The sequence below is a fragment of the Chryseobacterium sp. HR92 genome (genome assembly GCF_045689405.1).
Taxonomy (GTDB): Bacteria; Bacteroidota; Bacteroidia; order Flavobacteriales; family Weeksellaceae; genus Chryseobacterium; species Chryseobacterium viscerum_A.
Window position 1 is genome coordinate 3,316,099 of sequence record NZ_CP139139.1, and the last position, 24,975, is coordinate 3,341,073.

The window sequence follows — 24,975 nt, forward strand, 5'->3', positions numbered from 1 at the left end:
TCCCCTAATAACCATGATGATCCATATAATCCTGATGATATTAAAGTGATAGTAGGAAGTAGCAAAAAATAGAATAAGGAAATTCAAAAAAAAATATCGAAAATTTATGATTACATATACAATATCACTGTTGTGATTCCATCAAACCTAGTATTATTCAATTGTTAAAATTAAACACCTGTTCAATAATTATTCTTAAATATTGCTTCACTCTATTGAAAATGAAATATTAATTAACAAATTATATTGCCTTAAACACAATGATAATCAGAAAATTATTACTAACTTTAATGAGAACTTTAAAACCAATTAACTATGTCACATATATTAGCTGGAGTATTTGGTCATCACAGCGACTACAAAAAACTGGAAAGTGATCTGGAAAATTCAGGATTCGGAACTTCAGATTACATTGTATACCTTAATGATGGTTCCGGTAATTCCCAATATTTGGCAAGCGTTACCGTAAATGATCTTAACCAGATAGATCTTGCACGAAATGCATTTGTTCAGAATGCAGCATTGAAATCATATTTATTTGAAAACATGAACATCAATGAAACCAATTATGACACCATCAAAAGGTATATTGATGCAAGAAACAGAGCTGAAATCCACAGCAGTCCCGAAATTAAGATTAAAACGTCAAGTGACGGCATGAACTCTGAAGTGAAATTCTAATCGATATAAAATCTAATAGCCGGAGATCCGCAGTGTATTCTGCGGATCTTTTATGTTTGAAAAAACTAAAAAATTTCGTATTTTCGTCTTCTTATAGGCATGTGCACAAATGAGTTACGATTTAGAACAAGAGAATAAAGAGATCCTTGCAAGATATAAGGACCTGATTTCTAACACATACAGAACGTTGGATGAGGAGAATAATAAGCTCATCCGAAAGGCATTCGACATTGCATTGGATGCCCACAAGGATCAAAGGAGAAAATCCGGAGAGCCTTACATCTACCACCCTATTGCTGTTGCTAAAATTGTAGCGACAGAGATTGGTTTGGGAGCTACTTCTATTGCATGTGCCCTTTTGCATGACGTAATTGAAGATTCCGATTATACTTACGAAGATCTGAAAAAAATCTTTGGAGAAAAGATCGCCAGTATCGTGAATGGACTGACTAAGATTTCCATCATGAACCACCAGAATATCTCTGTACAGTCTGAAAATTACAGGAAACTGCTATTGACTTTATCCGAGGATTTCAGAGTTATTCTGATCAAAATTGCCGACCGCCTTCATAATATGAGGACTCTGGAAAGTATGGCTCCGGACAAACAGAAAAAAATCGCATCAGAAACGGTTTATATCTATGCTCCGATGGCCCACCGTCTTGGATTATACAACATTAAATCTGAGCTGGAGGATCTTTCCTTAAAATATAATAGTCCTGAAGTATATAATGAGATCACGGAAAAATTGGAACTTGCCAAGGAAAACCGTGAGCGATATATTAACGAGTTTACCAAAGAAGTATCGGCAAGACTTGGCGAAGAAGGCTTAAACTTTAAAATTAAAGGCCGCGCAAAAGCTATTTCCTCTATTTACAGAAAAATGCTGAAGCAGGGAGTTTCCTTTGAAGAAGTTTTTGATAACTATGCTATCAGGATTATCTATAAATCGGATGCAAAAAATGAAAAATTTCTTGCATGGAAAATCTATTCTATCGTTACAGATGTATACCACAGTAACCCGTCAAGAATGCGTGACTGGATAACACAGCCCCGTTCTACAGGATACGAAAGCTTACACTTAACGGTTTTAGGTCCGGATAGAAAATGGATTGAGGTTCAGATCCGTTCTGAGCGCATGGATGAAATCGCTGAAAAAGGTGTTGCTGCCCATTACAAATACAAAGAAGGCTACAAACAGAGTTCTGATGACAGAAACTTTGAAAAATGGGTAACCGAAATCCGTGAAGTACTGGAACAGCAGCAGAACCTTTCTACTTCAGAGCTCTTGGATAATATTAAGCTTAATTTATACTCCAAAGAGGTATTTGTATTTACCCCGAAAGGAGAAATTAAAATTCTCCCAACCAATGCTACTGCCCTGGATTTTGCCTTCTCAGTCCATTCCGACTTAGGGATGAAATGTTTGGGAGCTAAAATCAATGGGAAACTGGTTCCTATTTCCTATATTCTTCAAAATGGGGATCAGGTGGATATTCTTTCTTCACAGAATCAGAAACCAAAATCTGACTGGCTGGAATTTGTAGTAACTTCAAAAGCCAAATCCAAAATCAAAAGTTATCTGAACTCTCAGAAAAATCAACTAGTAGAGGAAGGAAAAGAAATTCTGCAAAGAAAACTGCGTCATGCAAAAATCAATTTCAATGATGAAGAGATTAATAAACTTCAGAAATTCTTTAATTTAAAATCGTCTCAAGAGCTTTTTCTTAAATTTCAAAGCAACGAACTCGATGTCAGTAGCTTGAGAAAATACATTGAAAGCAAAAACGTATTTAACAATTTACTATCAAGATTCAGAAAATCACCTAATAAAAATCAGCATTTCGAGGAGCCGAAAGAGGAAAACCTTGACATGATTGTCTTTGGAAAGGACGAAGAGAAGCTGAACTATACTTATGCAAAATGCTGTACGGTGATTCCAGGAGACAAAATTTTCGGATTCATCACCATTTCAGACGGAATTAAAGTTCACAGTGATACCTGCCCAAATGCCATCAATCTAAGAGCACAATATGACTACCGCGTCATTCCTGCCAAATGGGTAAATGCTGAAAGCTTTAAAAACAGAGTGAAAATTGAAATTGAAGGACTTGACAGAATGGGTATGATTAATGATATCACTACAGTCATCAGCGGAAGTATGGGAATGGACATGAAAAGTCTCTCTATTGAATCCAATAATGGGGTTTTCACAGGAAATATCATTCTCGAAGTTAAAAATAAAGGACAACTGGAAGAAACCTTCAAAAAACTTAAAAATATTAATGGTGTTTCAAGAGTGAGACGACTACAATCATAAACATGAATTTATCTCTATATTTTAAAAAATTTTTCAAAAACAGCCAGTCTTCAGGAATTATTCTTATTTTCTGTGTATTGGTTTCATTGCTTATTGCCAATTCATCAGCTGCAGAAAACTTCCAGCATTTTTTAGACAAGGAAGTGGGCACCCATCTTTTTGGACTGGAATACCCTGTCAGCATCTGGATCAATGACGGATTGATGGCAGTATTCTTCCTTCTGGTAGGCCTTGAAATAAAACGGGAACTTGTAGAAGGTGAACTTTCATCCTTTAAAAATGCTTCGCTTCCCATTTTTGCTGCTGTAGGCGGAATGCTTGTTCCGGCAGCGATTTACAGTATTTTCAATACCGGAACAGAATATAGCAATGGCTGGGGAATTCCTATGGCTACAGATATTGCTTTTTCACTGGCGATTATTTCGATGCTGGGGAAAAAGATTCCCAATTCTATTAAAATATTTTTAGCGGCATTGGCTATTGTAGATGATCTTGGAGCTATTCTTGTGATTGCAATTTTCTATACTGACCAAATTCACTGGAGCTATCTCCTATTGTCTTTTGGAGTAACTGCCCTGCTGTTTATTTTAAATTTTTTAAAAGTCACCAAAACTATCTTTTATATTATTCCGGGACTGTTTTTATGGTATTTCCTTCATCACTCCGGAATTCATGCTACCATAGCAGGTGTGTTACTTGCATTTTCAATACCTACCAACGCTTCCAATGTAGAAATATCGCCATTGGAAAAGCTGGAGCATCAGCTTCACATTCCGGTAAGCTTTCTGATCATGCCTATATTTGCTTTAACGAATACCAATATTACTTTTTCCAGTGAAATGGTTGCCGGCGTTACAAGTACATTAGGATTGGGAATTATTTGCGGTTTGGTAATAGGTAAGCTGATTGGTATCAATCTGTTTTCACTGATTGCTATCAAATTAAAACTTAGTTCTCTGCCTCAAAACAGTAACTGGCTTCAAATGATTGGCGTAGGTCTGCTGGCCGGAATTGGATTTACCATGTCCATTTTTATTGCACTGCTTTCCTTTAAAGGAGAAATTCCTATTCAGGATGAAGCAAAATTTGCTATTTTGATTGCTTCCTTTATAGCTGCTATTGCAGGATTTACCATATTAAGTATAAGTTCAAAAGAAAATCCTGAACTGGAAGAGAATTAATCTTTCTTTCGGGTATCTAGTTTTCTCTTATGCTCTTCATCACCATCGAAGTCAGGTTCCGTAATCTGGGTATGATAGTGTATGGTTTCTCTCTGAATTTCATCAGACAGCAGTTTTTCAATTCTGAGCTTTCTGATGGCCATATTCAGTTCATTTCCGAATAAAAGCAGATATACATTTACATTCACCCAAACCATCAGCAGAATCATACTTCCGATGGATCCGTAAAGAACATTATACCGGGCAATATCCTTTACATAAATAGCAAAGATATAAGTAGTAACGACGAAGAGTATCGTGGTTAAAATAGCCCCCGGAACCGCCTGACGGAATCGTGTAATTTTCACGGTTCCCAACCAGTAAAATAAAGTCAGAAGGATAAAGTAAAAAAGAGGAAAAGAGACGAATCCAATAATACTGGAAAGGTTATCCACCAACCAGGAAATATCATAAGCCGGTGTAAAAAGCTTCATTACAACCTCCACATAATATACCCCGAAAAGAGCTAAAAAAACAATGGTGATAAAGCCTATTGTGATAAAGAATGAAAGAATAAATTCCTTTACATCACTCAGTTTTTCATCTGTATTTTCATTAAAACCATTGATCAGGGAAAATGTACCATTCGTGGCAAAAATAAGGGCCAGAACAATGGTCAGGTTACTGATCCCTCTCATATTGGGGATAATATTGCTTTCTATATATCCCCTTACATCTCCTTCCATATTTGAAGGAAAAACATTATGCATCAGTACATCAAAAATATAGAACTGCAGTTTATCATAATGCGGCATATAAGGCAAAACGGAAAGCAAAAAAAGGATAAACGGAAACAAACTTATGGTAAAACTCCAAGAAATAGCGGCCGCTTTTCTTCCTATTTTCCCTTTGAAAATCCCCGAAATATAGATCTGAAACATCTGCCAAAGCGATATTCCCAAAACAGGAATATGGATGCTGTCAAAAAACTCTTGAATCTTTAAAATAAATCTGGGAACCTTTACACTCATCGATCTGTTTGTCTTTATACAAATGTAGGGGAATTAAATTAAATAGGGAAAAGATAGAAGGTGATAGGTGATAGGAATTAGGTAGCAGGGATTAGGGATTAGGGATTAGGGAAAATATTCTGTGAAATAGTAATACATGTCTATTAAATAGTGAATTTTGCTTCGCAAGTGAATGGTGAATATTGGTGGAGAGATAAGATTAAAGATAATGACAGCCGAAATGAAACTAGCAAACAAAAACAACCTTAAACCAAAAAGCTTGAACCTTGAACCAAGATAATGACAACTGAAATAGAACCATCAACAAAAAGAAACTAGCAACAAAAAGAAACCAACAACCAGAAACAAAAACAAAAACAACATTCAACCCAAAACTTTGAACTTTACTCCCCGAAGCCCTATCTTTGCTCTCTGAAACTTCTTACAATGCGAATCAGTTTACTTTGTATCGGTAAAACAGACGATAAAGAAATTACGTCTTTAATTAATTATTATCTCACCCGTTTACCTAAACACTGGAATTTTGAAATCACTGAAATCCCGGATGTTAAAAATGCTAAAAATCTATCTCCTGATCTTCTTAAAAAGGAAGAGGCCAAATTGTTTTTAAATCATATCGACAAAAACGATCTGGTAGTGATTCTTGATGAAAAAGGAAAACAGTTTACCAGCCGTGAATTTTCGCAGAAAATTGATACCTGGATGAATTCTTCTGTAAAAAAAGTACATATCCTGATTGGAGGCGCTTATGGCTTTTCTGAAGAGATTTACAGCAGGGCAAATGAAAAAATGTCTTTATCCAAAATGACCTTTACCCACCAGATGATCCGTCTGTTTATTGTAGAACAGCTTTACCGTGCTGATCAGATTTTACAGGGTAAACCTTATCATAACGATTAAAAGAAAAGAGGCTGTCATGAATGTCATTCTGACGAAGGAAGAATCTCACCAATACAATTTCTGAGATTCTTCGCTACATTTCTGAACTACGTTCGCAGACTTTCAGTCTGTATTCAGAATGAAAAAAGCCAAATAATTTGACTTTTGAGCTAACTTATCTCTATTTCAGTCCGATCTGCCTTTTTGCCTCACCCACTACAAAAGCAACGGAATTGGCAATATTAAAGCTCCTGATCAGTTTTGACATAGGAATTGTAAGATGATTTTCAAAACGGTCCAGAATCTCTTTGCTCAGGCCTACACTCTCTTTTCCGAACACCAACCAATCCCCATCCTGAAAATCGGTTTCCAGATATGATTTTTCAGCATGTGAACTCATCAAAAAAACACGGGACCTATCAGGGATCTGTTGAATCCATTCTTCAACATTTGCATATTCAGAAACATCGAGATGTACCCAGTAATCCAGTCCGGAACGCTTCAGGTTTTTATCATTAATTACAAATCCAAATGGGTGAACCAGGTGTAATCTGCTTTCGGTTCCTACACATAATCTTCCGATATTTCCTGTGTTATTCGGTATTTCGGGTTCTACAAGAACAATATTCAACATCTCTCTTTTTCTTTATTCGTTTTTTAAAACAGTTAAATCTGGTTTAGTATTTTAATTGGGATTTATTTAAATAATCAGGGTTCTGAATTTCAGTTTATTTTTTGCCGCATTTAGCATAGGAATCTGTCAGTAATGCTTTTTCATAGCCCAAAGCAACCGCTTTATCCAGATTTGTGCAGGCTTCTTTAAGTTTGGAAGTATCCAGCAGAATCATGGCTTTGCTCACGTAAGAGTGTGCAAATTTAGGATCTATGGAAATGGCTTTATTGGCATCGGTAAGGGCTTCTTTATATTTCTTCATTTTAAAATACACATCAGCACGGCCGTTGTAAAGCAATGATTCTGGTTTTTCAGAAATAAGTGTATTGTAATCTTTTAAAGCTCCGTCCAGATCACCATTATTCTTTTTCAGATTGGCTAATCCTGTTTTGGCAAAAATATTATCCGGTGCAAAAGTCAGAATCTGATTAAGATCTTTGATAGCAAGTTCCTTTTTTCCCTGGCTGTCATAGATTTTGGAACGGGTAAGATATAAATCCGGCGTTTCTGGATTCACTTTCAATCCTTTTTCTACATATTCCAATGCTTTTGCTTTATTCCCTTTCTGGCTGTAAAGCGATGACAGGTTCACATACACAGAAACTGACATAGGATTTGCTTTTAAGGCAGAATCGTAGGATTTAAAAGCCTGAATGGTCTTCCCCAGCCTTCTTTGAGCTGTTCCGAGATAATCATAATATTCCGACTGAAATTTTTGAATCTGTTCTTTTTCTGCCAGTTTTAAGTATTGCTCTTCGGCACACTTATAATCAGCTTTATTAAAACAGTCTTCTGCCAGTTTTTTATCCTGAGCATAGAAATTAAGAGAAAAACAAAGGGAAGTTACTAATAATAAAGTTTTTTTCATGAGGTTATAGTTTGTTTATTGATCACTTTTTTGGCGAGTGCACCAAATATCACTCCCAATAAAGTTCCAACAAACGCCCCCACCAAAATATCAATTGGGAAATGCACTCCTAAATAGATTCGGCTGTAAGAAACAACCAGAGCCCATGCAAATATAGCATAAGGAAACCATTTAATCTTCTTTTTCAGTAAAATACCTAAATAAGTTGCCAAAAAGAAGGTATTGGAAGCATGAGCAGAATAAAACCCAAACTGTCCGCCACATTTCACAATTCTCATATGATGTTCCAAAGTAGGGTCATGGCATGGTCTTAACCTCGCTACCCCATATTTGAAAATATTGGCAAGCTGATCAGAAACTACAGCTCCAAGCCCAATAAATATAAGAATAAAAACTAAAGTTCTTAGTTGATAATTTTTGTATAAAAAATAAAGAAAAATAATATAAAGAGGTACCCAGATCCAGGTACTGGAAATCAGCATCCAAAACTGGTCGAAAGATGAGTCGCCCAAATTATTAAGGTAAAGGAATACCTTTTTATCTTCCTGAATGATCTCCTCCATGATTATCTGCTTACAGGTCCTTCATAAGTCTCATCATCAGCCGGCTTCGGCTTTGGAGGTTCATTAGAAGCAAGAGTACCAGGTTCTGTAAGAATATCTTTTTCAATATCCTTCATCGGGTTGAAATCTTTGGCAGCATCTTTTACCTTTTCAATCTCACGCTTTATTTCAGAAACAGGATTATCTGTCTCCTTCATGATTTCAGTTTTGATATCTTCTACTGCTCCACGCATTTTTCTAACGCCTGCACCTAAGTCACGCGCAATCTGAGGCAGTTTATCCGGTCCGAATAATACAACGATTGCAATGGCAATGAGTGCCATTTCTCCAATGCTTAATTCCATGGCGTAAAATTACGAAAGATTATTTCATTTATGGATGGCAAACTAAAAATTTAAACAAATTTTAAGATTTTGTAAAATTTCAGAGTTTTTGAGTTCAAGGTTGCTTTTGTTTCTGGTTGTTGGTTTCTTTTTGTTGTTGGTTGCTAGTTTCATTTCGGCTGTCATTATCTTTAATCTTGTCTCTCCACCAATATTCACCATTCACTTGCGAAGCAAATTCACTATTAACCTCAATAAACCTTCACCAATATTTTACAGGGTATTTTCCCTAATCCCTAATCCCTAATCCCTAATCCCTAATCCCTAATCCCTAATCCCTAATCCCTGATACCTTCTATCTGCTACCTATCATGTAATCCCTAAAAATTATCAATTAACAAATAATTAATTCAAAACAATGAGAATTACATAACAATTCAGTATATTTATAATGCACAACCAAATAAATATTTTATGAAAAAACTATTGACTACTTTTAAAGTTTTCGCCGTATTATCGGTATTGGCATTCAACAGCTGCCAGAATGAAAACAACGAAATGAATCAGCAGGAAACAGTTCAGGCAAAAATAACCGCTGCTGATCTGAAAAAAGAGATCACTCCTCTTTCCTCTCAAATTGTTCCTGAATCAGTACAGCTTCAACTGAATGAATCAGGAAAAAACCTTGAAACCTATCTGAACAATGACCTGCAGATTGCGGAAGTGAAAGTATTGGGAAAAATTTCAACCCAAAAAGGCATTGACCTTTCCAAAAGCCTGATCACTGATAAAGACCAGTTTATTGCAACAGGGAATATCATGGATCCGTCTTCAGTAAAGATTGGAAAAATTGGAGATTTATACAGCGGAGATGATCTCACCACAGCCCAGCAGGGATTGAAAGAGGCTGCCACTGAAGAAGTAAAGTCCGGTACAAACGTTATGGAAGTAACATGGAACAGCAAAAACGGAAAATTTACTACATTGTGTTTCTACAAAGATTCAGGGATTATCTGGGACAATATTTTCGGAGGTCTTATTATGATGGATCCGCGTGGAAATACGGAAGCTTCCAACAACAATCAGGCAGCAAAAGTAGTTTCTAGCTGGTATAAACAATGGTGGACAGCAAGCTGGCTATGGGGTTCCAAGAGAGGTGAAGCCGGATATCAGATTACAATTTATTATTCCGGTTCTACAGTTTCCAATGCAGATGTAAGCGATTGGGGATATATCAGTTTAGGAAAAGCGAAAAGTGAGAGTAAGATTACCAAGAGAACAGGAGCTTACGGACAATGTCGTTATGCGCTGGGACTTTGTACTCCTACAGGTTCTTTAAGTTTTAACAGCAGCAATTTCTCGGTGTCATTCTCAGGATTGGGCAGTAATATTGTAAGTAATGGGACAAAATCCCTTTATCCATAATTTTCATAAAAATCAGATTTCAAAAAAACGGGGAGCCTGCTGAGCTTCCCGTTTGTATTTTATAGCAAGACTGTATTTGAAGGTATCAGTTTCCAGGTTTTGATTTCAATATTTCTACTGCATTTTCTTTCAGTCCGAAAGTATTCTTCAGCATGTCAAACAACTCTTCATTATTAGTAATCAAAACAGATTCTTTTCCGCCATTTTCATATCTTATATTCAGTGTATTTTGACTGAAAGTATACCGGGCTTCTTCATCTACTTTAGAAAGCACCAGATTTTTCTTAAAATTGGATTCTGGATATGTAGACAAATACCAGTTGGAAATTTCAAGGTCTACATGTTCTACCACCTCTAATGTAAAACGATAAATTGGCAGCCATTTTTCTTTCCAGATCCAAAGAAAATATACTCCTTCTTTTTGTGAAATCTTAAAGAGTCCGTTGGGTGTCTGCTGCGGTTCTTGGTTATTCAACAATAAAGGTGCGGTAAGTGTAGTCGTTCCAAAACCGCAATCTACCAGATATTTTTGTCCTTCTACATCGGCAATCAGCATCAAGTGACTTTTAGCAGCACTGCTGTTTTCTTCTCTTTTCCACACTACCCTCCCCAATTGTAATTCAACATGAAATCCCAATCTGGAAAGTACTTCCCTTAAAAGTAAATTCTGTTCATAGCAATACCCGCCTCTCAATTCTGTAACCAGTTTTTTAAAAACATCATCCAGATCCAGAGAAGGTACTGTTCCTGTATAAGGGTCGATATTCTCAAAAGGAATGTGTTTGGGATGAAGCCGATGTATTGTTTTCAATACCTCCATGCTCATTTCCGGAGTTCCGGAGAAATGAATTCGTTCGAAATACTTTTCCAGGTTAAATGTATTCATAATTTGTTTTTTGTTTTAAAAAGCAGAAAAACTACTACTGTAAAATTATTGAATAGATTGAACCCGGAACGGCATATATGTTCGGAATAGAACAAATCTATTGTTTCCGAAAATCTTTTTCTGAAGTTACATCAGCTAAATTTTTATTTTTTTTCTGAAAAGCAGAATAGGTAATCACTACACTGACAGCCATTAAAATAAATGCTAAAAAGAAAGGTGCACCGGAAAACTTAAATGGCGCTTCATCATGTGTGAAAAAGTAAAATAAATTCGTCATCATTGGAGGTCCAATAATAGATGTTGCACTCATTAAACTCGTTAATGCTCCCTGAAGTTCACCCTGCTCATTGGAAGGCACACTTTTCGTGATGACAGACTGTAAAGCCGGGCCGCAGATTCCACCTAAACAATAGGGAACCAAAAACACGAACATCATCCATCCTTCAGAGGCAAAAGCAAACAGCAACATTCCTACTGCATAGAAAGCCAACCCATAATAAATACTTTTCTGCTCACCAAGCCTTGGGGTAGTCCATCTGATAAGCCCACCTTGTACAAGACCAACCAGTAATCCTACTACCCCTAATGAAATCCCCACCATTCTTTCTGTCCAGTTGAACTTATACATCGTAAAGAAGCTCCAGTTACTCTGTACAGCATGTCCTGCAATATAAATCAATATTAAGGAAAGGATAAGTCCGGAAATTTCAGGGTGTTTACCTAAAAATTTAAATGAACCTATAGGGTTAGCACGTTTCCAGTCAAACGCTCTTCTTTTATCTTTATCCAAACTTTCAGGAAGAATGAAATATCCATACAGGAAGTTAAGCAGACATAAGCCCGCAGCTGCATAGAAAGGAACTCTGGCACCATAATGGCCAAGTACCCCACCCAGGACCGGACCTATAATAAATCCGAGCCCAAAAGCAGCTCCTATCAGTCCAAAATTCTTGGCTCTGTCTTCATCAGTGGAAATATCTGCAATATAGGCACTGGCAGTGGTGACACTTGCGCCCGTTATCCCGGCAATAATTCTTCCCAGAAACAGCCACCAGATTGTAGGAGCCAGTGCAAGAAAAATATAATCCACAGCAAATCCGAAAAGAGAGATCAGGATTATAGGTCTGCGCCCATATTTATCACTCAGGTTTCCAACAAGCGGAGAAAATATAAATTGTGTAAATGCATAGGCAAATCCAAGCCAGCCACCATATTTTGCAGCCTCACTAATATCTGCGTGAATGAGTTCCTCAATTAATTTGGGAACAACGGGAATGATGATTCCCCATCCCGTAATATCTATCAGTAAAGTAATAAATATGAAGCCTATAGCCGCTTTTTTCTTTGAATTTTCCATGATGGTGCAAAATTAATCAAATCTGGAAAATAATGATTCTAAATTGTAGTGTATTCAATAAGTATAATATGAAATAACAAAATAAAATACACAACATACATAAAAAAACCTGTTTCAGACTTATTGTTGAAACAGGCTCTCATAATTAATTAGGAATCATTTTGCTAATTGCTATTCAGCTTTGTATAAAGCACTCTGTTAGTGATAATACATTTGATCAGGCAGCTTTGTTTTAAAGTCACTTTAACCACATTACCATACAGATAGGCCGTTGTATTCCCATTCAGTACAGATCTCACGCCTCTTCGGTAATAAGTAGTTTGTGTAACTGGTGGTACATCATAAGCAGCAGATGTTGCATTGGTAATATTTGTAAAAGTTACATTATCCACCGAGCTTTGCCATTGATATTCCGCAGAACCGCTTACCTGCGCAGCCGCAGTCTGGGTGAACGCAGCCGGATCATTACTGATGTCCATACATAAGGTCTGATCCGCGGCAATAGCTCCAGGGTCATTTACAGAGTTTACAAAAAGCCTTCCTACGGTAGAAATTGCCTGGAAAGAACATGTATGGAAGCTGGAATTGGCTACTACACGGTATTGATTATTATTAAATCCTACAGGAACGTTGCTGATAGTAAGAGTGGATGAAGTAACATTGCTGTAGTTGGTACCATTCGTCAGATTGGTCCATGTACTTCCGTTAAGAATCTGCCACTGGTATGTAATATTATCCGGAGTTTCATCTGTAGGCGTATTATTGATCACTGCGGTCATCGTTGTTGATCCACCTGCAGCCACAGTTTTATCAGAAGGTTGAGATAGATAAGTCATAGGGGCAAGATAATACTCTGAAAGAATGTTATACACTCTCATCTGGCTGAATGAGAATCCGACCCCTATAGCTTCTCCAAAATCCAGCCTTATTTCATCCCATGCTGCCGTGGGAATTACTTTAATGATCCGGCGCCCCTGATTATCACCAAAATCAAAGAAGAAATGTCCATTGATACCTGTACGATAGATTTCCTGTCCATTATTGTAGAACACAAAATTTCCCCCATTAAAACTAGGATTAAAATTGAAACCATCTGAAGCAAAATCAATATACACAGGTTTATTAGCCTGAAAATCTGCTCCATTGGTTCCTACGCCTACGTACATACTACAGAAAAGACCAGCACCTGTACCCGGCTTTAAAGAGGCGAATGAATTGACATCAGTATCAGTCATATTGTTAGGATTAGCGGCTTCTTTTCCCAATCTGAAACAAAGAATACCACCATCACTTGAACTGGATGTATTTGTATCCAATAGCCTTCCGCATCCCCCGTTGGGAAGTGTTACCATCTCTTGAGCTGTCATTTTACCGGATGCAAAAAGACAAAATGCTATAAGCATATATCGTAATATTGAATTTGTTTTCATCATCAATAATTTTTAAATTAATTATACACGGGATATTCATCCCTGAACAAGGATGATCATAATGGCTGTATGCCTCTTAAATTATTTGATTACAAATACAATATTTACGAAAGAACAGGCAGTAGCCGATCCTATTACATCATAGCGAAGTATACCATTGGCATCAATGCTTACATTGCTTAAAACCGTACTGTCAAAATCAGTCACGTAATAATACAGATCCGATGCATTTGCAAAGAAAGGAATCCCACCCGGAGCTCCCGTACTAGAAACTTTAGGGGTAGAAAACTGAGCTTTATAAAGCTGGAATAAGTCTTTTGTTCTTCCTGTACCTAACGTAGAAGTATCTATACTGATGGAAGGCATGTAAAAGAATTTAACAATATTCCCGCTGATCGGGATCCAGTTTGGACTGGCAGGTGTCCCGACATTCTGTGTCAAGGCCTGTCTTTTGAGATCATAAACCAGCAAACCATTAGCTGGAGTAGCTATTGTTGTGAGATCGGAAATCCTGGGGATCAATACACCTTTATTGGTACCGGTAACATCTAATGCAGAACTTTTATCAGGGTTTGAAGTGCTAATCCCTACCTGTGAGTAAAGGAAACTGCCAGCACATAATGCTGCAGCAACGAATAATTTTTCGACTTTCATTTTTGTTTTGTTTTCAGTAAATATAAAATAATTTACCACATAAAACTCTTATTTTTTAATAATTTTTAACCAAAACAATTATTTTGTTAGAAACTCACAAAAACCCTTTATTATTCAATGATTACACGCAAATAAATTAATCTCTTAAATTTGACTTATTATACATAACTCCACTTTACATTAATTTATAAAAAATTAAATTCATAAAAATAATCATGAAAATTAAATTACAAAAACACAAATAAATAATTACTCATATAAAAAAAATAAAATAATCACAAATTCAATAAAAAATCATTCATTTACTATTAAAATATACAAAATAGCATATAGAGATGCATTATTTGCCGTTAAAAAGATAAGTTCTTCAAAACGTAGAAACATCTGGAAGGATAAAAAAAAGACCGTTTCTTTCGAAACGGTCTTTACTAATTTATTGTAGTTTGTATTACTTTGAAGCAAGCTCTTCTTTTGTAGAAGTGGTTTTTCCATGTACCTCTTCTTCTTTTCCTGTTTTAAGGAAGTCATAAGCAATTGCAGACGCAATAAAGATAGATGAATATGTACCGAATCCAATACCAATTAACATAGCAAACATAAATCCTCTCAGGTTATCACCACCGAAAATGAAAATCGCAAGGATAACAAGAATCGTTGTAAATGAGGTGTTGAATGTTCTACCCAATGTACTTGAGATAGAGTCATCAAACAGACCAGCTAATGTTAAAGATTTTTTCTCTCTCAGATATTCTCTAATTCTGTCGAAGATAATTACTGTATCATTGATTGAGTAACCTAATACAGTAAGGATTGCAGCAACGAAATCCTGATTGATCTCCATGTTGAATGGCATAAACTTATGAAGTAATGAATAAGCTCCCAAAATGATAACAGCATCGTGGAATAACGCTGCAACAGCACCAAGAGAGAACTGCCATTTTCTAAATCTTACAAGGATATAGATGAAAATACCTGCTAATGCTGCAACCACAGCAAGAATACCGTGAGTCTTGATATCGTCTGCAACAGTAGGTCCTACTTTCTCGGAAGAAATAATTCCTGAATGGTCTTTATCTGCAGATTTGAAATCTTTTAACGTCATGTTTGCAGGTAAGCTGGATTTTAATCCCTCATACAACTTCTGCTCAACAGTTTGGTCAGCTTTCAGAGATTCATCCTCGATAAGGTAATCTGTAGAAATCTTAAGCTGCTTGTCGTTACCGAAAGTTTTAGCCTCTACAGAAGAGTTTTTACCATCCTCAGTCTGGAACATTTTCACCAATTTAGCCTCAACATCTTCCGCATTTACAGCCTTATCAAATCTTACCACATAGTTTCTACCTCCTGTAAAGTCGATACCATATTTGAATCCGTGGATTGCAATAGATGCGATACAAACAACAGTTAAAATACCGGAAATGATGTAAGCATATTTTCTTTTTCCAATAAAATCAATCCAAGTATTTCTGAAAAGATTTTTGGTAGCACCTGTCCAAACAGAAAGGTGTTTTCCTTTATTCAATCTAGAGAAAATCATTACTCTTGAAATCAATACTGAAGTAAAGAATGTCATCAAGATACCGATTCCTAATGTTAATGCAAAACCTTTGATTGGTCCTGTTCCGAAAAGGAATAGTACACCTGCCGTTAATAATGTCGTTAAGTGACCATCAACAATTGCACTTAATGCATGTTTGAAACCGTCTTTGTATGCTTCAAGAATACTTTTTCCTGCGAAAAGTTCTTCTTTAGTTCTTTCATAGATAATTACGTTCGTATCTACCGCCATGGCCATTGTAAGTACAATACCTGCGATACCAGGAAGCGTAAGTGTAGCATCTACGGAATCCATAATTCCGAAAATGTAGAATAAGTTGATTATCATTGCAATTACCGCATATACACCAGCTCCACCATAGTAGAAAATGATATAAGCAATAATTACTAAGAATGCGATACCAAATGACAAAACACCAGCATCAATAGACTCTTGTCCTAATGAAGGACCTACAACCGTAGCCTGAACTACTTTTGCACCTGCAGGCAATTTACCTGCTCCTAAAACGTCTACCAATTCTTTAGCTTCTTCCTGAGAAAAGTTACCAGAGATCTGAGTTCTACCGTTCGGAATTGCATTTACAACGTTTGGTGCAGTATAAACTCTACCGTCAAGCGTTACAGCAACTGGCTTACCAACGTTTTTCTCTGTTAATGTTTTCCAGTCTTTTGCCCCTTTGGAGTCCATCTGCATATCAACTACTACTCTGCTCAGCTCATCATAGCTGATGTTTGCAGTTTCTACGGCACCGTCTACCGGAGCTTTTTGGTTGATGTTACCTCTGATTGCATACAATACTAAGCTTTCAGTATCTGTTGCTTCAGGTTTGTAACCCCACATAAACTGTGTATATTTAATGTTAGCCGGACGTAAAGACTGTCCTACTTTGCTGTTCAAAATTTTATTTACAACAGCAGTATCGGATAATTTTACATTAGCAACACCATTCGTTCTTAATTTGTCAAGCTGTAAAAGGCTCATGAAGTTCACGTTCTTTGCCACTCCCATAGAATCTCCTTTTGCAGCAACCATAGTTGTCAAGGTCTGGAAATAAGGTGCAATCTCAGGAACCTGCTGTACTTCCCAGAACTGAAGTTTTGCAGAAGTCTGAAGCATTTTTTTCACTTTATCGATGTCCTTCATACCAGGCATTTCTACAGAAATTCTAGCTGTTCCAGGTACCCTCTGAACGTTTGGCTGCACAGCACCCATTTTATCAATTCTCGTTCTGATTACCTCAAAAGCTGTTCCTACAGATGCATCAATTTTTCTTTTAACAATGCTTTTCACCTGCTCATCAGGAGTGTTGTACTTCACTTCAGTAAGTGTTGTATTTCCGAAAATTTCCGGATCTGCCAACTTAAGATTGGTACCTTTAGCTTTGTTAACTACATCGAACTGCTCGAAGAAATTATCGATGTAAGCTTTTGTAGAATTCTTCTGTGCTTCATCAGTTTTGTTTAAAGCCTCAATAAGAACAGGATTTGTAGAATAATTCGTTAAATCATTCACAAGGTCTCTCTGGTTGATCTCCAAAAGAACGTTGATCCCTCCTTTCAAGTCAAGACCAAGTTTCATTTCTTTGTCTTTGGCTTTAGTGTAATAAAGTTTTGTGAATCCTAAATTCAAAGTATCCTTAGAAAGTCTTGCGATTTCTTTTTGATACTTCTCCGGATTGTCTCCTGCAATAGCAGTCGCCTGCTTTTCAATTTTGCTGGCGTACCATGTTGGTAATAGCTCGTTTAAGCAAATCAACCCTAGTACAATAGCGACAATTGTAATAAGTCCTTTTCCTTGCATTTTGTTATAACTACGTTAAATTAAGTCGGCAAATATAATGATTTTCTTGTATTTTATGAATTTTTAACAACAGAAATGGTTTATTTTCAGATATATTGGTATTCCGATTTCTATTTAAGATTTAACAATTTTTTCATAGTATCATAATGAAGTCTTCAAAATTCGATTGGTACAAAATTTTCATTCATTATATCAACACCTTAACTATCAAAATATTATGAAAAAATTACTTTTTACCATGAGTATCTTTTCTTCCTTAATTGCTAATTCTCAAAGCATTAATTTGGAAGAATTTGCCACGGGACTTACCAGCCCGGTAGAGATTACGAACGCCAATGACAGCCGGCTTTTTGTTGTTCAACAGAACGGAATTATAAAAATTATTCAACCCAACGGGACAATTAATACCACCTATTTTCTGGATATCGGTTCAAAAATTATTTTTGGTGGAGAAAGAGGTCTTCTTGGACTTGCATTTCACCCACAATACTCTTCCAACGGGTATTTTTTTGTGTACTACAACAATCCGGCGGGCAATATCATCGTTGCAAGATACAGTGTCAGCTCAACTGATTCTAATGTAGCTGATCCTGCTTCTGAAAAAATCCTTTTAAACATTCCCAAACCATTCGACAATCACAATGGAGGAAGCATTCATTTTGCTCCTGACGGAAAACTCTGGATCATCACCGGAGACGGAGGAAGCGGCGGAGATCCGAATAATAACGCCCAAAATAAAAATGTATTACTGGGAAAAATGCTGAGAATAGATGTGGATGCTACCGGCCCTTATAATATTCCACCCGATAATCCTTTTGCAGGAACCATTGCTGGTGCCGATGAAATATGGGCGTATGGTCTGAGAAATGCCTGGAAATTTTCCTTTGATCTGACTACAGGAAATGCAATGATTGCAGACGTTGGCCAGGGAGCTATAGAAGAAATCAATAAAATGCCTATTACACAAGCCGGCTTAAACTATGGCTGGCGCTGTTATGAAGGAAATAACGCCTATAATACCGCAGGATGTGCAGCACAGTCTACAATGACCTTTCCTATTGCTGTATACGACCATTCAGGTGGTAAATGTTCCATCACAGGCGGATATGTTTACAGAGGAACTCAATATCCGTCACTTCAGGGAAAATATTTCTTTGCAGACTACTGTTCTACCCAGATCGGAATTCTGGATAGCAGTAATGCCATCACATGGACGAGTCCTTATTCGGGAAATAATTTTTCTACTTTCGGGGAAGATTATCAGAAAGGGCTGTACGTGGCCGCTGTGAACAGTGGAAAAGTCTTTAAAATATCCACAGGAACTTTAGGTACTCAGGAAAATACTTTAGGAACTATAAAAGTTTATCCTAATCCTGTTTCAAAAGAAATTTTCATTGATGGCGTTACAGATAAAAAAGCAATCCTGGAAATTATCAGTGCAGAAGGAAGAAAAGTACTGGAAGCAGACCAGATCTCTAATGAAAAAGGTATTAATATTTCAGGAATACCTGCCGGCGTTTACTATATCAATCTGAAATCCGGAGAGATGAAGTCTTACAGTCAGAAATTAATTATCAAGTAGAACGATTCTTAAACTACGTTTGTAAACTTTCAGTTTATGCTCAGTATGACAGTGATCGAACTACAAGTCGTGAGGGCAATAAAATACCTCAACTAAAATTTTAAAGCAATAAAAAAGCGGTTCAGATCTGAACCGCTTTTGTCCTATATTGTCATGGAGAAAATCCTTGTTTCGGGTTTATTTCTCATCATTCTCAGGTCAAAAACCATAGCTACATTTCTTGTGAAAGCTCTTCCGGCTTCTGTAATTTTCACTTCAGTTCCATTGATCTCCACCAATCCGTCATTTTCCATTTCTTTCAACATTTCCAAAGCGTTTTCAAGCTCAGGGAAAGAATTATTGATATCAAAAGTTGTTTCAAGCTGGCACATAAGGTTCAGAATATGTCTTCTTACAGTCAGATCTTCTTCACTCAGAACATGTCCTTTTACAACAGGAATTTCACCTTCTTCAACCATTTTCTGATATTCTTCCACGGTTTTTACATTCTGGGCAAAAGCATACCATGAATCTGAAATAGCAGACATACCAAGTCCTACCATCAGTTGGGTTTTGCTTGAAGTATATCCCATGAAATTTCTGTGAAGTTTTTTATGAATCAAAGACTGATACAGATCGTCATGCTCAAGAGAGAAATGATCCATTCCAACCTCGATATATCCTAAATCCTGAAGCAGTCTTTTACCATCTTCATACAAACGGCGTTTTTCTTCTCCGCTTGGAAGATCATTTTCATCAAAGCCTCTCTGTCCAACTCCTTTCACCCATGGAACGTGTGCATAAGAATAAAATGCAAGTCTGTCCGGCTTCAGTTCCATTGTTTTTCTGATCGTGTGCTCCATCGCTTCCCAGTTCTGATGTGGAAGTCCAAACACAAGATCATGGCTGATTCCTCTGTACCCGATTTCCTTTGCCCATTCTGTAACATTTTTTACATTTTCAAAGGGCTGGATTCTGTTGATTGCTTTCTGAACTTTAGGATCATAATCCTGAACTCCAAAGCTTACTCTTCTGAAGCCAAGGTCATATAAAGTCTGAAGATGTTCTTTCGTTGTATTGTTAGGATGTCCTTCAAAAGAAAATTCTGGATGTTCCGCAATGTCTACTGTTGAAAAAATTCCTTCCAATAATGTTTTTAAGTTCTCAGGAGAGAAAAACGTAGGAGTACCACCCCCTAAGTGTAATTCTTTCAGTTTAGGTTTTTCGTTGAAAAGGTCCAGATAAAGTTTCCACTCTTTCAAAACACTTTCCAGATAAGGCACTTCAACACTGTGCTGTTTGGTAATACGTTTATGACATGCACAGAACGTACACAAAGCCTCACAGAAAGGCAAATGGATATAAATAGAAATCCCCTCCTCTGCATTACTCTCATGAAAAGACCTGATTACAGTTTCCTTCCATTTTTCAGGTGAAAATGTTGATTCATCCCAATATGGAACGGTAGGATAAGAAGTGTAACGCGGTCCGGGAATATTATACTTATCTATTAAAGAGTTCATCTTGAAAATTAAAATTTTATAAGGGTATGAAATTTAACACCATTAAATTTCATCTTACAAAATTAACCATTAGTTATGAATTTTAACCTATGAATTATATTAGGTTCTATTTTATAATGAGTCTAAATACGTATGATCAGCCTTTTGGCAGATAGTGATAAATTCTATATCTTATATTTAAAATTTTAATTTCATTACTGCAATTCTGCTATTTCCTGCAAGGGCCACATGATTACCATCTATCCATTGGCAGACGAAGAAACCTTTTTCATCAGAAATTTTTTTCCATGTCTTTCCAAAATCTGAAGAATAACTGATATGCTTGTCTCCTACTGCAATGATTTCTTTTCCTTTTGATCCGGGCTTAATTTTTACACAGGTTGTATATCCTGCATTCTGTCCTGAAGCCTGAATCTGCCAGGTTTCTCCGCCATCATTAGTGGTTGCAATATTATTGATATTCGCATCCTGCTTTGTATAATCCCCTCCTGCTGCAATCCCGAAATGATCGTCAAAAAAATCAATAGAATACATTCCCTGAGAAGATTCTCCCTGTACAACTGGTGTATTGAAAATTTCAAACTTTTCATCTTTCAGATTCATTCTTAAAATTCGTGAAGCTTTTCCTCCTGTCGCTATCCAAAGGTATTTTTTAGATGATGAAATATTAGTATTACTGGCGGCAAATGCAGCCTCACCCTCGTTTAATTTTACATTATTTTTAAACATACTCCATTTACCCTCTTTGTATATGGCCAGCTTCAGCATCTGATCTTTATCTGCATCGCTGAAAGTATAGGCTATTTTATCGTTAACAAAATGCAAAGCATCATAAAAAGCAGTTTTTGCTGTATCTTTAAAAACAACCTGTGATTTCAGATCTTTTTTATCTATTTTAAAAAAACGTCCGGGGCTTTCAATATTGATGGCGTAGAAAGAAGTTTTGTCCTGAGCTAATGTTCTGAATTGAAGTTTCTCTTCAGATAGTTTGATCTGTTTCTGATTTTTAAAATCTTTTAGATCTACAAACCCGAATTTGGAATCTGTACCGCTATACCAGACCTTGTTGTTGTATAATTCAAGAGCTCTGATACTGATTGTATCATTAAGAACGGTTTCAAAGCTTTCCACTTGCTGGGAAAACGCTGTAAACCCGATAGACAAACATAAAATGGAAAAAATATTTTTCATATTATAGAATTATAGGAAGATAAAAAAAACCGCCGAAGCGGTTTATATTGTTATTATTCTGCGTCCTGATATTTTTCAGGATTATTAAGTTTACTATTTGATTTTCCATAAAGGAAATAGACTAAACCTCCTAAGAACAACCATACGGCAGAAAGTTCCAATGCATGGGCACTTAAGTTAAATATCAAATAAATATTGATAAATACTCCCAATGCTACCACTATTTTGTAAGCCGGAACTTTGAAAGGTCTGATTAAATTAGGTTCTTTTTTTCTCATCACCCAAACGGCAATACAAACCAGTGTAAATGCAAACAGGGTTCCGAAACTTGTCATATCTGCCAATGTTGAAATTGGAGTAAATGCTGCGATCAGTGCCACTACAATTCCTAACAAGATAATTCCTTTGTAAGGTGTTTTTGTTTTTGGATGAAGCTGACCGAAGAATCCGGGAATCAATCCGTCTTTTGCCATCCCGATGAAAATTCTTGACTGCCCCATCATCATTACCATTACTACGGAAATTAATCCTACAGTAGCGGCGATTGTTACTACATTACTAGCCCAGTGTTTCCCTGCAATTTCAAAAGCATAAGCTACAGGGGCTTTAATGGCATCAGGATATTTTCCTTCCGGATTAAAGTCTGTATAATGCATCATACCTGTTAATACCAACGATACACAAATGTAAAGCGCTGTACACACCAATAATGAGGCAATAATTGCAAAAGGAACATCTTTTTTAGGATTAATAGCTTCTCCAGCCTGTGTAGAAACAGCATCAAAGCCAATATAAGCAAAGAAAATAGCTGCTGCTCCGGAAATAATTCCTTTAATCCCATAGGCAGAAACCAAATCTCCTTCAGAATTTTTGATTTGTACCTGATCCGGAATAAAAGGTTTCCAGTTTTTAACACCATCTACAGCGTTGTAAAGATCAGTATTAGAAAAAATAATATAGACTCCTGCAATAATTACAAAGATAACGGCAGAAGTTTTCATCAAAACAATCAGGTTATTAGCCCCTGCTGCTTCTTTAGTACCTTTTACCAATAATGCAGTAATTAAAAGAACAAGAATAAATGCCGGCAGGTTCATTGAAAAACCATCTCCTGTATAACTGGCAGGATCTGATGTAAGATAGGCCGGTAAATGAATATTAAAGATTTTCAAAAATTTGTTAAAATATCCGGACCAACTCACGGAAACTGCCATACTCGCCATGGCATATTCGAGGATGAGACACCACCCCATGGCCCATGCAAAAATTTCTCCTACCGTTCCGTATGCATAGGCATAAGCTGAACCTTCTACAGGAATAATGGATGCAAATTCTGCATAGCATAATGCAGCAAAAACGCAGGCAATACCTGCTATGATGAAGGAAATGGCAAGTGCTGGTCCTGCGTGATAATAGGCTCCTGTTCCGGTAAGAACAAAGATTCCACCACCAATGATAGCACCCACTCCAATTGCTGTTAAACTCCATTTTCCAAGGACTTTCTTCAGCTCACTTTTCTTCATATCTGCCTCATAGGCACTTAGTGGCTTTTTAACCCAAATTTTCGACATGTTTTTTTATTTATTAAGGATTTACGAAAATATAAAAAATTTAGGAACTCCCACGTTTATCGTTAAACTTTCCTTATTTATTTTACATTAAAGCCCTTAAAAACCTGAACAACATATTATATAATCCATTTTAAAAAGTCTATTTTTTTGCTTATTTTTGATTACATGAATTTATATGATCTTTTTGTAAAGCCTTATGAAAGCTATGATTCTTTACAAATTACGTTGGAAGCATCAGGTGCTGTTTTCGGAATACTGAGCGTATTTTTTTCCATTAAGAAAAATATATGGGTATACCCTACCGGCATTATTTCAACCCTAATTTATGTATACCTCCTTTTCAATGCCGGGCTGCTAGGAGACTGCATGATTAATGTCTATTATACCGTCATGAGTATTTACGGCTGGGTTCTGTGGGCAAAAAATTCTGAAGATCATGTTCATGTAGAGGTTACCTGGGCTACCCGAAAAGAATGGATATATGCAAGTATTCTTTTTGTGCTGAGTTTGATATTGGTTACTCTTATTTATTATTATAAGCCTTATATTGATAATCAGTTTTCTATGGAAGGAACCAGTTTAGGATTGTATCATCTGGACTGGGCAAATTGGATGGATATTTTTACAACTTCAATATTTTTAGTAGGAATGTGGTTTATGGCCAAACAGCGCATTGAGAACTGGATTTTCTGGATTATCGGAGATATTATCTGCATCCCTATGATGATTTTTAAGGGACTTGGAATCACTTCGGTTCAATATTTGGTATTTACTATAATGGCTATCTTAGGATACGTCAATTGGAAAAAAAGTTTTAAAGAAAAAAAAGTACAATAAAGTCATGAAAAATTTATTTAAAATAGCAGTCAGTATTTTTGCTATTACCAGTCTAACATCTTGTTTAGCATATACCGACGGATACGGAAGCAATAATGGAGGTTATGGATATGGTGATCCTTATTATAACAACGGATATTACTATGCACCTTCCGGATATTACGGAAGCGGCGGATATTATGGTAATGACGGCTATTATTACAGAAATAATGTTAATTACTACTATGATAATGGAATTCCTTATTACTATGACAGTTATAATAACTCCAGAAGAAAAGTCTATGTAGAAAGAAGATCTTCTTCTTCTTCAAGACCTCAAAACGGATTCCAGAATACACGTACAACGAATAGTAACGGTTCATACAATAATAACGGAGGCTTCAATAATAATAGAAACTCCAATAGTAACAGTGGATTCAGAAACCAGAATAATGGTTATCAGAACAACCAGGGAAACCAAAACAACAGCGGATTCAGAAACCAAAACAGTGGTAACCAGAATAGCCAAGGTACCCAAAATAACAGTGGGTTCAGAAACCAAAACAGTGGTAGTCAAAACAGCGTCAGATCAGAATCTTCCGGTGGTGGATTCAGAAACAGCTCAAGCAGCCAAAGCACTAGTTCAAGCAGACAGCAGAGCGGCGGAGGCGGCTTTAGATAAAACGATTATAAATAAGGAAACGA

General features: G+C 36.5%; 21 protein-coding genes. 8 read left to right on the top strand and 13 right to left on the bottom strand.

Features of this window, described 5'->3' with window-relative positions:
* The first annotated feature begins 315 nt into the window (after window positions 1-315).
* From SFA27_RS14820 to nhaA, 3 genes are all read left to right on the top strand, one after another.
* Window positions 316-681: a hypothetical protein gene (locus tag SFA27_RS14820; RefSeq protein WP_047376765.1), complete on the top strand. Its 366-nt coding sequence runs from the start codon at window positions 316-318 to the stop codon at window positions 679-681.
* Window positions 682-790: 109 nt separating this feature from the next.
* Window positions 791-3,001, top strand: a complete 2,211-nt coding sequence (locus tag SFA27_RS14825; RefSeq protein WP_047376766.1) for a bifunctional (p)ppGpp synthetase/guanosine-3',5'-bis(diphosphate) 3'-pyrophosphohydrolase — start codon at window positions 791-793, stop codon at window positions 2,999-3,001.
* Window positions 3,002-3,003: 2 nt separating this feature from the next.
* Window positions 3,004-4,182: a Na+/H+ antiporter NhaA gene (gene nhaA / locus SFA27_RS14830; RefSeq protein ID WP_407293105.1), complete on the top strand. Its 1,179-nt coding sequence runs from the start codon at window positions 3,004-3,006 to the stop codon at window positions 4,180-4,182.
* Here nhaA and SFA27_RS14835 read toward each other — a convergent pair.
* Window positions 4,179-5,192: a YihY/virulence factor BrkB family protein gene (locus SFA27_RS14835; RefSeq protein WP_407293107.1), complete on the bottom strand. Its 1,014-nt coding sequence runs from the start codon at window positions 5,190-5,192 to the stop codon at window positions 4,179-4,181. The genes nhaA and SFA27_RS14835 overlap by 4 nt on opposite strands.
* A gap of 426 nt (window positions 5,193-5,618) precedes the next feature.
* On the opposite strand from SFA27_RS14835, the gene SFA27_RS14840 reads away from it, so the two are divergent.
* On the top strand, window positions 5,619-6,092 hold the full coding sequence (locus SFA27_RS14840; protein WP_407293109.1) for a 23S rRNA (pseudouridine(1915)-N(3))-methyltransferase RlmH: 474 nt from the start codon (window positions 5,619-5,621) through the stop codon (window positions 6,090-6,092).
* A 160-nt stretch (window positions 6,093-6,252) separates the two neighbouring features.
* Here the strand turns inward: SFA27_RS14840 and SFA27_RS14845 are convergent, their stop codons facing one another.
* The 4 genes from SFA27_RS14845 to SFA27_RS14860 form a co-directional block, all read right to left on the bottom strand.
* Window positions 6,253-6,705, bottom strand: a complete 453-nt coding sequence (locus SFA27_RS14845) for a tRNA (cytidine(34)-2'-O)-methyltransferase (RefSeq protein ID WP_407293111.1) — start codon at window positions 6,703-6,705, stop codon at window positions 6,253-6,255.
* A gap of 94 nt (window positions 6,706-6,799) precedes the next feature.
* Entirely contained in the window at window positions 6,800-7,612 is an 813-nt protein-coding gene (locus SFA27_RS14850; protein WP_407293113.1) for a tetratricopeptide repeat protein, read from the bottom strand.
* On the bottom strand, window positions 7,609-8,175 hold the full coding sequence (locus SFA27_RS14855) for a phosphatase PAP2 family protein (RefSeq protein WP_047376772.1): 567 nt from the start codon (window positions 8,173-8,175) through the stop codon (window positions 7,609-7,611). The genes SFA27_RS14850 and SFA27_RS14855 overlap by 4 nt, the downstream gene beginning before the upstream one ends.
* A 2-nt stretch (window positions 8,176-8,177) precedes the next feature.
* The gene (locus SFA27_RS14860; RefSeq protein WP_047376773.1) at window positions 8,178-8,519 is read right to left on the bottom strand and encodes a twin-arginine translocase TatA/TatE family subunit; all 342 of its coding nucleotides are present in this window, start codon (window positions 8,517-8,519) and stop codon (window positions 8,178-8,180) included.
* A gap of 453 nt (window positions 8,520-8,972) precedes the next feature.
* On the opposite strand from SFA27_RS14860, the gene SFA27_RS14865 reads away from it, so the two are divergent.
* Window positions 8,973-9,923: a hypothetical protein gene (locus SFA27_RS14865; RefSeq protein ID WP_407293117.1), complete on the top strand. Its 951-nt coding sequence runs from the start codon at window positions 8,973-8,975 to the stop codon at window positions 9,921-9,923.
* An 85-nt stretch (window positions 9,924-10,008) separates the two neighbouring features.
* Here SFA27_RS14865 and SFA27_RS14870 read toward each other — a convergent pair whose 3' ends face one another.
* The 5 genes from SFA27_RS14870 to SFA27_RS14890 all read right to left on the bottom strand — a co-directional run bounded on the left by SFA27_RS14870 (window position 10,009) and on the right by SFA27_RS14890 (window position 17,608).
* Window positions 10,009-10,809 (bottom strand): arylamine N-acetyltransferase family protein, encoded by an 801-nt coding sequence (locus SFA27_RS14870; RefSeq protein WP_407293119.1) that lies wholly within the window; start codon window positions 10,807-10,809, stop codon window positions 10,009-10,011.
* Between the two features lie 97 nt (window positions 10,810-10,906).
* Complete coding sequence (locus tag SFA27_RS14875) at window positions 10,907-12,166, bottom strand: TCR/Tet family MFS transporter (RefSeq protein WP_047376776.1); 1,260 nt, start codon at window positions 12,164-12,166, stop codon at window positions 10,907-10,909.
* A 164-nt stretch (window positions 12,167-12,330) separates the two neighbouring features.
* Window positions 12,331-13,569: a hypothetical protein gene (locus tag SFA27_RS14880; RefSeq protein WP_407293123.1), complete on the bottom strand. Its 1,239-nt coding sequence runs from the start codon at window positions 13,567-13,569 to the stop codon at window positions 12,331-12,333.
* Window positions 13,570-13,677: 108 nt separating this feature from the next.
* Entirely contained in the window at window positions 13,678-14,250 is a 573-nt protein-coding gene (locus tag SFA27_RS14885; protein WP_407293126.1) for a hypothetical protein, read from the bottom strand.
* Between the two features lie 448 nt (window positions 14,251-14,698).
* Window positions 14,699-17,608, bottom strand: coding sequence for a protein translocase subunit SecDF (locus SFA27_RS14890; protein ID WP_047376779.1), 2,910 nt, complete (start codon window positions 17,606-17,608; stop codon window positions 14,699-14,701).
* A 217-nt stretch (window positions 17,609-17,825) separates the two neighbouring features.
* Between SFA27_RS14890 and SFA27_RS14895 the strand changes: the two genes are divergently transcribed.
* Window positions 17,826-19,190, top strand: coding sequence for a PQQ-dependent sugar dehydrogenase (locus SFA27_RS14895; RefSeq protein ID WP_407293129.1), 1,365 nt, complete (start codon window positions 17,826-17,828; stop codon window positions 19,188-19,190).
* 143 nt (window positions 19,191-19,333) lie between these two features.
* On the opposite strand, the gene hemN is transcribed toward SFA27_RS14895, so the two are convergent.
* From hemN to SFA27_RS14910, 3 genes are all read right to left on the bottom strand, one after another.
* Window positions 19,334-20,692: an oxygen-independent coproporphyrinogen III oxidase gene (gene hemN, locus SFA27_RS14900; protein WP_309875526.1), complete on the bottom strand. Its 1,359-nt coding sequence runs from the start codon at window positions 20,690-20,692 to the stop codon at window positions 19,334-19,336.
* A 177-nt stretch (window positions 20,693-20,869) separates the two neighbouring features.
* Window positions 20,870-21,883, bottom strand: coding sequence for a WD40/YVTN/BNR-like repeat-containing protein (locus SFA27_RS14905; protein ID WP_407293132.1), 1,014 nt, complete (start codon window positions 21,881-21,883; stop codon window positions 20,870-20,872).
* Window positions 21,884-21,936: 53 nt separating this feature from the next.
* A complete protein-coding gene (locus SFA27_RS14910; RefSeq protein WP_047376783.1) occupies window positions 21,937-23,454 on the bottom strand; it encodes an amino acid permease in 1,518 nt (505 codons plus the stop codon).
* A 165-nt stretch (window positions 23,455-23,619) separates the two neighbouring features.
* Here SFA27_RS14910 and pnuC point away from each other — a divergent pair, with 165 nt between their 5' ends.
* Window positions 23,620-24,291: a nicotinamide riboside transporter PnuC gene (pnuC, locus tag SFA27_RS14915; RefSeq protein WP_407293136.1), complete on the top strand. Its 672-nt coding sequence runs from the start codon at window positions 23,620-23,622 to the stop codon at window positions 24,289-24,291.
* Window positions 24,292-24,295: 4 nt separating this feature from the next.
* Window positions 24,296-24,952, top strand: coding sequence for a hypothetical protein (locus tag SFA27_RS14920; RefSeq protein WP_407293139.1), 657 nt, complete (start codon window positions 24,296-24,298; stop codon window positions 24,950-24,952).
* Window positions 24,953-24,975 lie beyond the last annotated feature (23 nt).

Excerpts from the sequence above, each read along its gene's own strand:
- SFA27_RS14820 (WP_047376765.1), top strand. The coding sequence starts at position 316 with ATGTCACATATATTAGCTGGAGTATTTGGTCATCACAGCGACTACAAA.
- SFA27_RS14825 (WP_047376766.1), top strand. The coding sequence starts at position 791 with ATGAGTTACGATTTAGAACAAGAGAATAAAGAGATCCTTGCAAGATAT.
- nhaA (WP_407293105.1), top strand. The coding sequence starts at position 3,004 with ATGAATTTATCTCTATATTTTAAAAAATTTTTCAAAAACAGCCAGTCT.
- SFA27_RS14835 (WP_407293107.1), bottom strand. The coding sequence starts at position 5,192 with ATGAGTGTAAAGGTTCCCAGATTTATTTTAAAGATTCAAGAGTTTTTT.
- SFA27_RS14840 (WP_407293109.1), top strand. The coding sequence starts at position 5,619 with ATGCGAATCAGTTTACTTTGTATCGGTAAAACAGACGATAAAGAAATT.
- SFA27_RS14845 (WP_407293111.1), bottom strand. The coding sequence starts at position 6,705 with ATGTTGAATATTGTTCTTGTAGAACCCGAAATACCGAATAACACAGGA.
- SFA27_RS14850 (WP_407293113.1), bottom strand. The coding sequence starts at position 7,612 with ATGAAAAAAACTTTATTATTAGTAACTTCCCTTTGTTTTTCTCTTAAT.
- SFA27_RS14855 (WP_047376772.1), bottom strand. The coding sequence starts at position 8,175 with ATGGAGGAGATCATTCAGGAAGATAAAAAGGTATTCCTTTACCTTAAT.
- SFA27_RS14860 (WP_047376773.1), bottom strand. The coding sequence starts at position 8,519 with ATGGAATTAAGCATTGGAGAAATGGCACTCATTGCCATTGCAATCGTT.
- SFA27_RS14865 (WP_407293117.1), top strand. The coding sequence starts at position 8,973 with ATGAAAAAACTATTGACTACTTTTAAAGTTTTCGCCGTATTATCGGTA.
- SFA27_RS14870 (WP_407293119.1), bottom strand. The coding sequence starts at position 10,809 with ATGAATACATTTAACCTGGAAAAGTATTTCGAACGAATTCATTTCTCC.
- SFA27_RS14875 (WP_047376776.1), bottom strand. The coding sequence starts at position 12,166 with ATGGAAAATTCAAAGAAAAAAGCGGCTATAGGCTTCATATTTATTACT.
- SFA27_RS14880 (WP_407293123.1), bottom strand. The coding sequence starts at position 13,569 with ATGCTTATAGCATTTTGTCTTTTTGCATCCGGTAAAATGACAGCTCAA.
- SFA27_RS14885 (WP_407293126.1), bottom strand. The coding sequence starts at position 14,250 with ATGAAAGTCGAAAAATTATTCGTTGCTGCAGCATTATGTGCTGGCAGT.
- SFA27_RS14890 (WP_047376779.1), bottom strand. The coding sequence starts at position 17,608 with ATGCAAGGAAAAGGACTTATTACAATTGTCGCTATTGTACTAGGGTTG.
- SFA27_RS14895 (WP_407293129.1), top strand. The coding sequence starts at position 17,826 with ATGAAAAAATTACTTTTTACCATGAGTATCTTTTCTTCCTTAATTGCT.
- hemN (WP_309875526.1), bottom strand. The coding sequence starts at position 20,692 with ATGAACTCTTTAATAGATAAGTATAATATTCCCGGACCGCGTTACACT.
- SFA27_RS14905 (WP_407293132.1), bottom strand. The coding sequence starts at position 21,883 with ATGAAAAATATTTTTTCCATTTTATGTTTGTCTATCGGGTTTACAGCG.
- SFA27_RS14910 (WP_047376783.1), bottom strand. The coding sequence starts at position 23,454 with ATGTCGAAAATTTGGGTTAAAAAGCCACTAAGTGCCTATGAGGCAGAT.
- pnuC (WP_407293136.1), top strand. The coding sequence starts at position 23,620 with ATGAATTTATATGATCTTTTTGTAAAGCCTTATGAAAGCTATGATTCT.
- SFA27_RS14920 (WP_407293139.1), top strand. The coding sequence starts at position 24,296 with ATGAAAAATTTATTTAAAATAGCAGTCAGTATTTTTGCTATTACCAGT.